This window comes from Bacillus sp. HSf4 (assembly GCF_029537375.1).
Taxonomy (GTDB): Bacteria; Bacillota; Bacilli; order Bacillales; family Bacillaceae; genus Bacillus; species Bacillus sonorensis_A.
This window is the reverse complement of record NZ_CP120679.1, coordinates 1,250,669-1,263,850: the sequence shown is the minus strand read 5'-3', so window position 1 is coordinate 1,263,850 and position 13,182 is coordinate 1,250,669. Positions and strand designations below refer to the sequence as shown.

Sequence of the window (13,182 nt, the reverse complement as noted above, 5' to 3'; positions counted from 1 at the left end):
GATGTGTCAACAAGATTCGAAAAAATGGGACATTTCTCATAACAGAGGCTCTATTAAACTTGTTTTTCAGAAATAGAGTTCTTCATATGAGTCAATAGTTTGTTGATATGATGAATTTTGGAATTTAATGGATTAACTTTAACCATCTTGAGTCCTTAAAGAAGGAAAAAATAGAAAGATGCCGGCTAAAAAAGCTTCAGCCGGCAGTGGCGGTTAAAAGTTCCCGTGCCAGTTCGGCGACGGTTCGGATTCCGGTTTCGAGGCCGCTAAGAGAAGCGTAGGAATAAGACAGTCTGATGCTTCTTTTCGCTTCTTTATCGTAAAGGGTTCCCGGATTGATGAGGATGTTTTTTTGCAGCGCTTTTTCAAACAGCACATGAAGCGGCAGTGACTGAAAAAATGTGACCCAGATGTAAAACCCGCCGGGCGGCTCCTTCCAGTCAGCGATCCCGTCAAAGTGCGCTTCAAGGCAGCGGATGGCTGTGTCACGCCTGATTCTCAAGTCATTCCTGATCAAATGGAGGTTTTCTTCATAAAGTCCGCTTGAGAGCCATTTTGCAGCAGCCCACTGGGAGAGGGAGCTTGACCCATAGTCCGTCTGCATTTTGATATCTGCCAGCCTGTCGATCACAGGCTCGGGCCCGGCGATCCAGCCGATGCGAAGGCCGGGGCTGACCGTTTTCGATAATGTGCCGACATAAAGCACGTTTCCGTCTTGGTCGAAGGTCTTAAGCGGGGGCGGAGGCGGACTGTCAAGCCACAAATCGCCGTATGCATCATCTTCAATAATGGGAAGAGATAAGCGCTTCGCGGTCTGAATCAGCTCTTTTCTCCTTTCTTCCGTCATCAAAAAGCCCGTCGGGTTGTGAAAAGACGGAATCGTATACAAAAGGTCGGCGCCATGCTTGTTTTTGCAGGCCTGAATAGCAGCCGGACTCAATCCCCCTTCATCAATCGGAATGCCGTAAAGCCTCATCTCCATCGATTGGAACACATGGAGCGAGTATAAGTATGACGGCTTTTCGGTGAGGACGGCGGCCTTCCGTTTCAAAAGGCCGATCGAGATGAGCTGGAGGGCTTGCAAAGCGCCGGAAACGATCAGGATGGCATCCGGGGAAACATGAATGCCTTTTTGTTTTAAATGAGCCGCCAGCACTTCTCTCGTATACCGGTTTCCTTTCGGTTCTTCATATCCGAGCATCAGCTTGTCTGATTCAGCATCACGGAGCATTTTTTTGACCTGCTGATAGGGCAAAAGCTCAGGCGACAGTTCACCGGTCCCAAGCCGGATGATGTCTTCCCTGAACTCCTGCCGGTTGATTTCCTGGATCGTCAAAGAATTCGGGCGGTGGATTCCCGAACGGACATAGCCGTTCCAGTCGAGCGACGGTCCGTCCGTCATGCCGCTCCATGTATGATTCATCACTTTTGTGCCGCCGCCCCGCTTGCCTTCAAGAAGCCCCTGGGCTGTCAATTCGTCAAGCGCCGCGGTCACCGTGCTTCTGTTGACTTGAAACATGCCGGCGAGCTTCCGCTGGGACGGAATTTTGGTTCCGGCCGGCCATTCGCCCCGCGACATTTTGTCTTTCAAGATTTGTTCAATTTGCTGATACAATGGTATTTCCGAGTTTCGATCGAGCGAGAATTTCATCTCTGTTTCAGCTCCTTTTTGAACATGATAACATTTGGCTGGCTTCTGAAACCATCCAAATGGCCGGAGACACCTCTCCTTTCATCCGCTACAATAAAACGGATATTGTTGAATGAAAGGGGATTTATCAAGAATGACCGCAGCCATTCACGGCATCATTCTCGCTTTTGGACTGATTCTGCCTTTAGGGGCGCAAAACGTCTTCATTTTTCAGCAGGGGGCGGCGGCACCGAGCTTTTTCCGGGTTATGCCGCTTGTGATTGCCGCAGCGATTTGTGATACGCTGCTAGTGATTCTTGCTGTTGCAGGAGTTTCGGCGGCTGTCGCCGGCATCCCGGCGGTGAAATTGATTTTATTGAGCGGCGGCTTCTGTTTCCTGATGTATATGGGATGGATCACATGGCACGCCAAACCAGCTGCAGGGGAAAAACGAACGGATGGAATGACGGTGAAACAGCAAATCGCTTTTGCAGCGGCTGTCTCGTTGCTAAATCCGCACGCCATTCTCGACATCGTCGGTGTGATCGGCACCAGCTCGTTGGCATATGACGGGGCGGAAAAATGGTTATTCACCGTGGCATGTATCCTTGTCTCATGGGCATGGTTTGCCGGACTGGCGGCAGCGGGCCGGGTGATCAGGCGCCTGGATCGGTCGGGAGCCGCGCTTATCTTGTTCAACAAAGGATCTGCTCTCATCATGTGGGGACTTGGCCTCTATCTTGGCGCTTCACTATGGTCCTGAAAAAACGTCCGTTTTTCGTTCGGGCGTTTTTTCTTCATACATATTTTCAGAAAAAGGTACACACAATACATTCAACTGGAAACCGGTTTGGGGGATGCCCATGTTTCAAAAGAAAGATCAAACACCATTCACAGCCGATCAGCCGGCTGTCAGTGCAGAAGCCATTGAAGCAGCGATTGCCGGCATGAGCGATGCCGTATCAGAAGAATATGAAATGAAGAACGGACAAAAAGCCGTGTTTTATTACATCAATACGATCATTGACGAAGGAAGTCTGCACGAATTGATCATCAAGCCCATGATCAGCTGCGGCGACGTTACGGTGTACGATTATTTAAAAGGTTTGCTCTTGAACGTTTTGCAGATTACAGCTTTGGATGAAGCGACAAATCTGCTCATGACAGGGGCCGTTCTTGTCTTTGATCCGCGGCACGGGCACTGGTATGCCATCCCGCTCGAAAACCGGCTGGGGCGGCAGATTGAATCATCGAAACACAGCTTTACAGAACAGATCGGCCTTAATTTATCTTTAATACGCAGACGGCTACCTTTGACAAATTTGAAAACCGAGAGACTCGAAATCGGCGCTTTAAGCAAAACGTCGATCGTTCTCATCTATATCGACGGACTGACCAACCCTGAATTTGTGGAAGAAGCGAAAAAAAGAATCGCCGCCATTGATTTTGATACGATGCTTGATTCGTCACAGCTTGCGGAATTGATGGAAGATCACCATCATACCATCTTTCCTCAGTTTCAGCAGACAGAGCGGCCCGATATTTGCACGTACAATTTGAGCATCGGAAAGGTCACGATTTTGGTCGATAATACACCGTTTGCGCTGAATGCGCCGATCACGCTTTTTCATCTGTTTCATTCATTCGAAGATTATACAATGCGCTGGCCAATTTCCAGCTTTTTTCGCTGGCTGCGCTATTTCAGCTTTATTCTGTCCATTGCGTTAATTCCTGTATATGTCGCTTTATCGACCCATCATTATCACATGATTCCTTTGCAAATCCTTAATGTATTGATTGAATCAAGGAGCAAAGTGCCGTTCAACCCGTTTTGGGAAGCGTTTCTCATGTTGATCGTGATCGAATTTATTAAAGAGGCCAGCGTGCGGATGCCGACAAAGTCAAGCTCAACCTTGGGTGTCATCTCAGGGATCGTCATCGGGGAAGCAGCGGTGCAGGCCGGCTTTGTCAGCAAAGTTTTGGTTGTCTTAGTCGGGATCGCAACGGTCACCTCTTTTTTGATTCCGAATTACATCGTGGCGAAGGGGTATACATTGATCCACTTTACGATTCTGTTATTATCAGCTTGCCTCGGCTTTTTTGGAATCATGCTCGGGTTTATTGGATTATTTGTCCATTTAAATGGGCTTACTTCTTTAAGACAGCCTTATTTGGCCCCTGTTACACCTTTTTATCCGCGGGATTGGCTCGATCTTTTCATTCGGGGCCCGTTCACTTGGCTAAAAAAACGCCCGGCATTTTTACACCCTCTCAAAAGCTGGCGGTACAGCAAAAGGAGATGATTCTGCTTGAGCCCTTTTAGATTGTTCCATAAAACAAGACCTCTTGGCGGCTTATATATGATCATCATCCTGAACCGCACTCAGGTTCTGTTTTTCATCCTCATCCTGCCGATGTATTTGGTCCATCCGTTTATGATTTTCGGACTCTTGATCATCGGCGCGCTGTCTCAGCTTAATCTGTTCATCCTGTCCAAATGGCTGTCATCTCCTTACGCGCCCAAAGGATATGAGGGCTTCAGAGACGTTTTCGGCGAAGGAAAGCTCCGTTTTCTCGTGTTGCTTTGCTTGATTCAGCTGTTCATTAAAACGGTGATTCTGATCGTGAGTTATGCGGAAACCGTCCGGTACTTTATTTTTCCGGCCATCAATTTAAACTGGCTTGTTCTGTTCATCGTGTTGATCGGCGCCTATGCGGCGTCCAAAGGAATGGAAAATACGATGCGGTTTGCGATCATCGCATTTTTATCATCGTTTTGGATCGTATTCTTGTTTATCCGGTTCTACATACCGCCGATCGCTTCGCTGAACGACTTATATCCGCTGATTCCATTTGAGTGGACAAAAAAATCGTGGCAAACATTGCTTGTGACCTGGTCTGCTTTTTCAGGTCCCGAGTATCTGATTTGCCTTGCTCCATGGTTTAAAAAACAGGAGCGTGTCATCAAATACTTATCTATCGGAAATGCGATTTCCATTCTTGAATATTTGTTTTTGTTTGCGGCATCACTGTTCTTTTACGGTTCGTCTTATTTGCGGGAAACCATTTTCCCGGTCATCAACATGCTCCGCTATTTGGAATCCCCGATTCTGGAGCGGGTTGATACCTTTTTATTGTCCGCGCATATGTTTCATTACGCTTTTGTCATCGCCATCTTTTTACTTTGTTTATACGGCGGCGCCCGGATCGTGATCAAAAGAGTCTCGAAACCGGTTACCCGCAAAGGGTTTATTTTCAGCTTTCTCTTGGTGTTGGCCGCATCGCTCATATTAAGCATATGGTTTTGGGAAAATGGAGAACAAAAGGAGATGTGGTTTATCCTGGAGGTTACGCTGGGAGCCGTTACATATGCGCTTGTTCCTTCACTGCTTCTGGCAGCCGGTAAACGAAAGGGGCGATCATCATGATGAAGGGAAAACGGGCTTTATTATGCTCTGTCATGCTCAGCCTTTGCCTGGCGCAGGGCTGCTCTCCATTTGTGGAAAATAATGAGATTGAAGAAATTTCTCCGGTTACGTTTTGGTTTATCAAGGAAGGAAAAAACAAAAAACTGTCTATGAGCACATTGGTCCCGCCGATCGGACTTGAGAAAAAACGCGTCTTCAATATCGAAGTGAACATGATCAAACAGGCCGGCAAGGATTTTAATTTAAACTATTACAACGAGCTGCAAAACGGGCAGCTCCGCATGCTGATCATTGAAGAAAAGCTGGCCAGAAAAGGAATCCTTCCGATTATCAACACGCTTTTGAACGATCCAAAAACCCCTCAGCGACTATACGTGATGGTCGTCAAAGGGGACTTTGAAAAATACATGCTTAATGAACTGAAACAAAGCGAAAAATTTGATTTCTATCTCTATCAGACCTTAAAACATTTCGAAAAAGCAAGTCAGGGCGAAATGACCATCGTCAACCTGCATCAGTTCAAAAATTTGCTTTACACCCATTTTTCCGATCCCTACACACCGGTTTTCAAAACGGATGAAGATGATTTTATTTATGAAGGAACAGCCCTTTTTAAAGACGACAAATTGCAGAACATCATAGGCGGCGTGGATGACCAAATGTTTCAGCTGATCAACAACAACAAATACCTCAAGCTCCTGGCGCTCCCCGAGATTTCTCTCGTGATCGGCAAGGCCCGGTCATCCGTCTTTTTCAATTTGAATAAAAAAAATACAGCGCTATCCTTGAAAGTGAATGTTGATGGCGGAATTGAGGAATATACCGGTGACAAAAACCTGCAGGATGAGCGGGAATTCAATGCGCTGATCCATGAGGCCGAAGCGCAATTGGAAAAACAGACCGCCGAACTGCTGAAAAAGATGCAGGATATGAAGGTTGACCCTTTTGAAATCGGCGGTGAAGCATTGTTCCCGTTCACTAAGCCGATGAGCGACAACACGTGGAAGAAGAAATGGAGTAAGATGGATATCGATGTTGATTATCGATTGAACCTCAGAACAGTTACAAATACGGAGTAGAATTCCCCGGCCCTGCATGGCTTTGCGGCAATTCAAGGGCGGCCGCAAAGCTTCTCCCACTCATCTCTTAACATCCCGTACCTGATCGAATCATAGTAGGTTCCCTTATAATATCTGACCTTGCGGATACGCCCCTCCATCGTAAACCCCGCCTTTTCTGCGCATTTCATCATCCGCTGATTTCCGGACCATGTGGTCATCCCGATTCTCGGGACATCGAGATGATCAAATAAGTAGCTGACCCATAATGACACAGCCTCAGTGCCGTAGCCGCCGTTCCAAAAGAGTGGGTCATAGATGACGATTCCGCACTCAAGCCAGCGGGTCGGCCGGCACTCCCAATAATACGAAACCGTCCCTTTCAGCTCTCCCCCGATTTCTATCCCCATGTAGCGTGGAGGTCTCTCATTCAAAGCCTGCACAAAGGAATCGGCGAAATACTGATACGGCTCAGGCAGCAGCGGGAAGTAGGGAGCATCCCACTTTTTCCATTCAGGATCTTTCACACCGTATATCCATTTCCACAACAGAGGCAGGTCATCCATCGTAATTGAACGCAGTTTGACTTTCTTACCGTTTATGACTGCCAAGCTTTTCTCCTCCGATCCGTTTGGACTGTTACGAAATTATTCAATATTCCTCTTCATCATCTTTCGGTATTCGATAGGGGATATTCCTTCTATTTGCTTGAAAAGCTTCGAAAAGTAGGTCGGGTCATCGATGCCGACTTGCTCTGCGATCGCTGACATTTTCTCATTGGTCACGGAAAGAAGCCGCTTCGCTTCCAGGATCCGCGCCTTGTTGGCGTATTGTCCAGGCGTGATGCCGAACACTTTCTGCATGCAGCGGGTGATGTAGTCCTGGTGATAATGAAGGGCGGCGGAAAGCTGATCCATGCTCAGCTTTTCTTTATAATGCCGGTCAATATAGCGCTGCGCTTCTGATGCGACACGTTCATTCGCCGAAGGAATGTGAAACGCTTCCTTTTGCAAATGAATCAGCAGCTCTTCAAACAGCAGCTGCTTTCTGAGAGGCAGATCAGAATTTTCCGCTGCTTCATCCATTAAACTTCTAAACTGCTTTTCAATGAAAGCCTTTTGATCGACCTTTCCCTTTCTCGGAAGCCTTAAATGATATAAAGGCGGTGTTTCAAATGTTCCGTGCTGAAGCTTGAGCTCAGTCCAGTTATCTCCTCCCCGCTCTCCCAATTCGTACGCCCCATCCTGAAAATGAAGCCAAAAATAATGGGTTTCCTCTCTGCAGCCCTGATGTCCGTAATGTTCGAGCCCCGGCACGAGGATGATGTACTCCCCCTGCCGGATGCGGTGAGGCACACCGTCTTCTGTCAAAAACAGTTCCCCTTTGATCACATATAAAAGGTCAAAGACAGGATATTCTCGCTTGACATGTTTTTCCCCTTTTTTAAACACGCCTTCTCCGCAGACGATCAAAACGGGGAGCGGCGGGATCGTGAAAATGATGTGTTCCATATGGTTCTCCCTCTTTTGATTTGGTCGGATTTCTCCAAGAAGTATCGGTTTCGTCTCTTCTTATTATAAAAAAATGGCGTTACACTATAAAACGGATTTTTGAAAAGAAAGGGGTTATACGCCATGAAAAAAACAAACACCCAAAACCTCTCCTTATTCGCCTTGACCTGGCCGATTTTTATCGAGGTTTCATTATATATGCTGATGGGAAACGCCGACACCCTGATGCTCAGCCAATATTCCGACGACAGTGTGGCAGCCGTCGGCGTCAGCAACCAGATGCTCAATTTAATCATCGTCATGTTCGGCTTTATTGCGACAGGTACAACGGTGATCATTTCACAATTTCTCGGCTCGCGGCAGAAGGCAGAAGCGATGGAAGTCGGATATGTTTCCATCAGCGCCAATTTTATCATCAGTCTATTCATCAGCGCTTTGATTTATCTGCTTGCCAAGCCGCTTTTATTGATGATGGGCCTGTCAGCCAATCTGCTCAGCGATGCCGGCATTTTCTTGAAGATCGTCGGCGGGCTCTCCTTTATCCAGGCGCTGATCATGACATACAGCGCGATTTTAAAAAGCTACGGTTATACAAAGGACACGATGGCCGTTACGATCGGCATGAATATGCTGAATATCGCCGGCAACTATCTCGTGATTTTCGGACCGTTCGGCTTTCCGATCCTCGGAGTGGCGGGTGTGGCGCTATCCACTGCAAGCGCGCGCATCATCGGCCTTTTGGCGATCGCCTTGCTTGTGAAAAAGCGGATCGGGATGCCGATTTTTTCGAAGCGCTTGTTTTTCATCCGAAAAAGCCATTTAAAAAAGCTGTTGAGAATCGGCATTCCTTCAGCGGGTGAGCAGCTTTCCTATAACGCGTCACAGATGATCGTCACCTATTTTATTACGCTGATGGGCGCACAGGCCTTGACGACGAAAGTGTACACGCAAAATTTGATGATGTTCATCATGCTTTTCGGTGCGGCGATCAGCCAGGGAACGCAAATCTTGATCGGGCGCCATATCGGCGCGAAACAATTTGACGAAGCGTACAGCCGCTGCTTGAAAAGTCTATGGTGGGCGCTGGCGATTACGACATGCACGTCCGTTGTGATGGCGGTTTTTTCAAAGCAGCTGATCGGGATCTTCAGCAGCAATCCCGAAATTATCGCAACGGCCAGCATGCTGATTTTGCTGACGATCATCCTGGAACCCGGCCGTTCATTTAATGTGGTGATCATCAACTCATTAAGAGCGGCCGGTGACGCAAAGTATCCAGTTTACATGGCGATTGTCTCGATGTGGGGAATCGGGCTTCCGATTGCTTATATTTTCGGCATCCAGCTTGGATTTGGTCTGGCGGGCATTTGGTTTTCATTTATTGCCGATGAATGGGTGAGGGGAATTTTCATGTACAGACGATGGAGATCAAAAATATGGCTCAAAAAAGGGTTTGCAGTTTAGCCGGCTTTCATTTGAAGCCGGTTTTTATGTTATAAAAGTTAACATATACAAGAAACCACGAGTAAAAATCTAATAGTGAATAGGTCTAATAGATTAATTTTTTTGAAAATTCGTATTGATTTTCATTTTAATTTTACGTATGATAATAAACATAACAATAAAACGTAATAAAACCTTACATCTATAAACAAGGAGGATCTATATGAAAAAAATCGAAACGATCATCCGTCCTGAACAGTTTCCCCGGCTCCGCAAAAAGCTTGAAGAAGTCGGGATAAACGGATTAACCGTTTCAGAAGTCGCAGGCTGCGGCCAGCAGCGCGGAAAACAAGCGCTTTTTCGCGGGACCGCTTATGAAATCAAACTGCTGCCAAAGGTGAAGGTTGAAATGGTCATTGAATCTGAAAGTGTCGATGAGATCATACAAATTATCGAAAGCACATGCTCGACAAATACGGTCGGCGACGGAAAAATATTTGTGCTCCCCATCGAAAACGCGGTTCGAATCCGAACTGGGGAATCCGGAAAAGAAGCGATTGTATAAAAACGGTTTACCTCCGTGTGAAACGCTAAGAAAGGATGATTCTTTTGAAGAAAAAGATATCTTTCGCACTCTTTTTAAGTTTTCTGCTGCCGGTATCGGCTTTTGCCGCTGAGCCGACGGTTCAGTCGGTCAACGAATCTGTCAATATGTCCTGGGTGGCGATCGGCACCTTGCTCGTGTTTTTTATGCATGCCGGCTTTGCCATGGTCGAATCGGGTTTTACAAGAGCGAAAAACACCTTGAACATCTTGATGAAAAATTTCCTGACGATCTCGATCGGGTCGATTCTTTATTTCTTTGTCGGATACGCATTCATGTTCGGGGACAGCGCCGGCGGATTGATCGGCACAAGCGGATTCGCTTTGACGGGTGATCAGGACATCGGGTTTTTCGTTTTCCAGGCCGTGTTCGCGGCAACATGTGCGACGATTATTTCAGGCGCCGTTGCTGAACGGATGAAGCTCGGCAGCTATATGATTTTGACGCTGTTTATGACCGGCATCATCTATCCGGTTGTCGGCCATTGGACTTGGGGCGAAGGCTGGCTTTATGATCTTGGCTTCATCGATTTCGCAGGATCTGCTATCGTTCATTTGACAGGTGCCGCCGGCGCGCTCGCAGCCGTCATCTTCCTCGGTCCGCGCATCGGCAAATATGCAAACGGAACAGTCAACGCCATACCGGGACACAGCATTCCGCTCGGCGCCCTCGGCGTCTTCATCCTCTGGTTCGGCTGGTTCGGATTCAATGGCGGCAGCACGCTGGCGGCTGATCCCGCAGCCGTCCCGCACGTCATTACGACAACCCTTTTAGCCGCTTCAGGCGGAGTGGTCAGCTCGGCGCTGTTTACTTATTTCCGCTTCGGCCGAATCGACCCTTCCCTGACGTTAAACGGCGCACTCGCAGGGCTTGTCGGGATTACGGCCGGAACAGATGGCGTATCATTTACAGGTTCGATTTTAATCGGACTCATCGCCGGCGTCATATTAGTCATCAGCGTTCAGTTCATCGACCAAGTTCTGAAACTTGATGATCCGGTCGGCGCCATCGCCGTCCACGGTGTCTGCGGAATTTGGGGGACACTTGCAGTCGGACTCTTCAACACATCGAGCGGCCTCTTTTACGGTGGAGGAGCCGCCCAGCTCGGGATTCAGGCGCTCGGCATTTTAGCGATTGCCGGCTGGACGCTAGCCGCCACTTCGATCATGATCGCGGTCATGAAAGCGGCGGGTTCGATCCGGGTGACGAAGGAGGAGGAAATTTCCGGCCTCGACTATGCTGAGCACGGTTCTTCCGCCTATGAATATAAAGAAAGCTTCATCGATCAAGGGGACGCTGAGATAACCTCTGACTTCGGCACAGATCTCGTCTCAAGGCTAAACAATTTGAAACCAGGCCACTCTTCCAAAACCGAACAGGTGTAAAAAGCAAACTCCCGGCAGCACGCCGGGAGTTCTTTTGCCGTCCTTACACACAACCCGAAACAGAGAGCAGACTTTGAGAGAAGGTGATAAAGCCTGACAATGAATCAAGCGTTGGGGACACGATGAAACACCCGGCAGTTCGCCGGGTGGTCTATTCTTCTATATCGATTCTGTAAGCCTCAAACCAGGTATGGATTTGCGCAAGATGCGCGATAAGCTGTGGTCCTTTCATCAATTGTCCGAACCACGGAACCTGAAAAGATGCACCTTCTGTCTCGATCAGCCGGTCGAGTTTTTTCTTGTCTAAAAAGACGTGCAGCGCCGAATCCTTTTGAGACAGCAAAGACTGAAGCCACCCTTTAACAGCTTTTGTATACGCCGGGTGGTGTGTTTTCGGATACGGGCTTTTTTTGCGGTATAAAATCTCTTCTGGCAAAATGCCTTCGAGGGCTTTGCGGAAGACGCCTTTTTCGCGGTTTCCGTGCATTTTAACATCCCACGGAATGTTCCAAACGTATTCAACAAGCCTGTGGTCGGCAAACGGAACCCGGACTTCGAGGCTTGCACCCATGCTCATTCTGTCTTTTCGATCTAAAAGTGTTGTCATAAACCAAAGCATATTTAAGTAAAACAGCTCTCTTCTTCTTTTCTCCTCGCCTGTTTCACCTTCAAGAGGCGGTGTTTCATTTACCGTTTCTTCATATTTGGCCGTCACATATTCCTTGAGGTTCAGCTTTTTTTGCCAGGTGTTCTGCAAAAGGCCGATTCGTTCTTCCATCGACCTCATCCATGGAAAGCCTTTCACATCTTCAGCCGAATGGAACCAAGGGTAGCCGCCGAAAATTTCGTCCGCGCATTCTCCGGACAGACTGACGACAAAATCCTTTTTGATTTCCCGGCAAAACCATAATAGTGATGAATCGACATCCGCCATTCCGGGCAAATCCCTGACCATCACGGCTTCCGCTAAATGGCCGGCAAGATCCTCCTGGGAAATGACACAGTTGTGATGGACGGTCGCAAATTCTTCAGACATTTTTTTGATCCATGGGCCGTCCGCGTTCGGCTGGAATGAATTTGCCGTAAAGTACTGATCATTGTCTTCATAATCGATCGAAAACGTATGAAGCGGCGCCTTTCCTTCTTTCCCGAAATGTTTGGCCGCCGTCGCGGTGATCGCGCTTGAATCGACTCCGCCGGATAAAAACGTACAGACCGGCACATCGGAAACAAGCTGCCTCGTGACGGCATCTTCAAACAGGAAGCGCACATTCTCTACCGTCTCTTCAAAACTGTCCGTATGCTTTTCGCTTTTGACATTCCAATAGCGCCAGATCGTCAAGCCGTCTTTTGAAAAGCGCATGGCATGCCCCGGCCTCACTTCTTTTATTCCTTTAAAAACTCCGCTGCCGGGCGTCCTGGACGGGCCGAGTCCGAAAATTTCCGCCAAGCCTTCACGATCCACTCTCGCCTTTACTTCTGGATGGGCCAGAATGGCTTTGATTTCCGATCCGAACAGAAACGATGTCCCCTGCTCAGAATAAAACAACGGTTTGACGCCGAGCCGGTCCCGGGCCGCAAACAAAAGGTCGCGCTGTTCATCCCATACGGCAAAGGCAAAAATGCCGTTCAGCCTGTGAACGCATTCTTCTTTCCATTCCATGTATGAATGAAGCAAAACCTCCGTATCGGAATGGCTCTTGAATTGATGCCCAAGCGTGAGCAGCTCTTTTCGCAAATCCTCCGTATTGTAAAGCTCCCCGTTATAGCAGATCGTATAGCCGCTTCCTCGATATGTGCGGGTCATCGGCTGTCTGCCGCCTTCTAAATCCACAACGGCCAAACGCTTATGTCCGAATAATACATGGTCCTTTCCCCAAATGTTCGTGTCATCAGGTCCTCTTTTTGAAAGCGTATCAGTCATTTTCTCCATGACGGACTGTTCTCGGACAAGCGGTTTTTTAAAATCCACCCACCCCGTAATTCCACACATTGTCGATCAGCTCCAATTCTCATGTTCTGTCTCTTTTTAGGCTTCACTTCCTAGTCACTTTACTTATTTTATGCGCCTTACAATAATAGTTGAATTGTCCACTTCAGACTTGTATGAGACAAGCCCGTTT

At 47.8% G+C, this 13,182-nt stretch carries 11 protein-coding genes; 7 read left to right on the top strand and 4 right to left on the bottom strand.

Annotated features, from left to right (window positions below; translation table 11 throughout):
- Window positions 1–196: 196 nt before the first annotated feature.
- Window positions 197–1,651 carry an aminotransferase-like domain-containing protein gene (locus P3X63_RS06425; RefSeq protein ID WP_277692620.1) on the bottom strand — a complete coding sequence of 485 codons (1,455 nt, stop codon included), beginning with the start codon at window positions 1,649–1,651 and terminating at the stop codon, window positions 197–199.
- 133 nt (window positions 1,652–1,784) lie between these two features.
- On the opposite strand from P3X63_RS06425, the gene P3X63_RS06420 reads away from it, so the two are divergent.
- From P3X63_RS06420 to P3X63_RS06405, 4 genes are all read left to right on the top strand, one after another.
- On the top strand, window positions 1,785–2,393 hold the full coding sequence (locus tag P3X63_RS06420; RefSeq protein WP_277692619.1) for a LysE/ArgO family amino acid transporter: 609 nt from the start codon (window positions 1,785–1,787) through the stop codon (window positions 2,391–2,393).
- A gap of 100 nt (window positions 2,394–2,493) precedes the next feature.
- Entirely contained in the window at window positions 2,494–3,933 is a 1,440-nt protein-coding gene (locus tag P3X63_RS06415) for a spore germination protein (RefSeq protein ID WP_277692618.1), read from the top strand.
- Window positions 3,934–3,990: 57 nt separating this feature from the next.
- Window positions 3,991–5,058: a GerAB/ArcD/ProY family transporter gene (locus tag P3X63_RS06410; protein WP_236251216.1), complete on the top strand. Its 1,068-nt coding sequence runs from the start codon at window positions 3,991–3,993 to the stop codon at window positions 5,056–5,058.
- Entirely contained in the window at window positions 5,055–6,137 is a 1,083-nt protein-coding gene (locus P3X63_RS06405) for a Ger(x)C family spore germination protein (protein ID WP_026586351.1), read from the top strand. Before P3X63_RS06410 ends, P3X63_RS06405 begins: the two co-directional genes overlap by 4 nt.
- 32 nt (window positions 6,138–6,169) lie before the next feature.
- Here the strand turns inward: P3X63_RS06405 and P3X63_RS06400 are convergent, their stop codons facing one another.
- Both P3X63_RS06400 and P3X63_RS06395 read right to left on the bottom strand, forming a co-directional pair.
- A complete protein-coding gene (locus tag P3X63_RS06400; RefSeq protein WP_077737074.1) occupies window positions 6,170–6,727 on the bottom strand; it encodes a GNAT family N-acetyltransferase in 558 nt (185 codons plus the stop codon).
- A gap of 36 nt (window positions 6,728–6,763) precedes the next feature.
- Window positions 6,764–7,627 (bottom strand): AraC family transcriptional regulator, encoded by an 864-nt coding sequence (locus tag P3X63_RS06395; RefSeq protein WP_026586349.1) that lies wholly within the window; start codon window positions 7,625–7,627, stop codon window positions 6,764–6,766.
- A 123-nt stretch (window positions 7,628–7,750) separates the two neighbouring features.
- Here P3X63_RS06395 and P3X63_RS06390 point away from each other — a divergent pair, with 123 nt between their 5' ends.
- From P3X63_RS06390 to P3X63_RS06380, 3 genes are all read left to right on the top strand, one after another.
- Window positions 7,751–9,091, top strand: a complete 1,341-nt coding sequence (locus P3X63_RS06390) for an MATE family efflux transporter (protein ID WP_026586348.1) — start codon at window positions 7,751–7,753, stop codon at window positions 9,089–9,091.
- Window positions 9,092–9,293: 202 nt separating this feature from the next.
- Window positions 9,294–9,635 carry a P-II family nitrogen regulator gene (locus tag P3X63_RS06385; RefSeq protein ID WP_026586347.1) on the top strand — a complete coding sequence of 114 codons (342 nt, stop codon included), beginning with the start codon at window positions 9,294–9,296 and terminating at the stop codon, window positions 9,633–9,635.
- Between the two features lie 44 nt (window positions 9,636–9,679).
- Window positions 9,680–11,059, top strand: coding sequence for an ammonium transporter (locus tag P3X63_RS06380; RefSeq protein ID WP_077737075.1), 1,380 nt, complete (start codon window positions 9,680–9,682; stop codon window positions 11,057–11,059).
- A gap of 151 nt (window positions 11,060–11,210) precedes the next feature.
- Here P3X63_RS06380 and asnB read toward each other — a convergent pair whose 3' ends face one another.
- Window positions 11,211–13,052: an asparagine synthase (glutamine-hydrolyzing) gene (gene asnB, locus P3X63_RS06375; protein WP_026586345.1), complete on the bottom strand. Its 1,842-nt coding sequence runs from the start codon at window positions 13,050–13,052 to the stop codon at window positions 11,211–11,213.
- Between the last annotated feature and the right edge of the window lie 130 nt (window positions 13,053–13,182).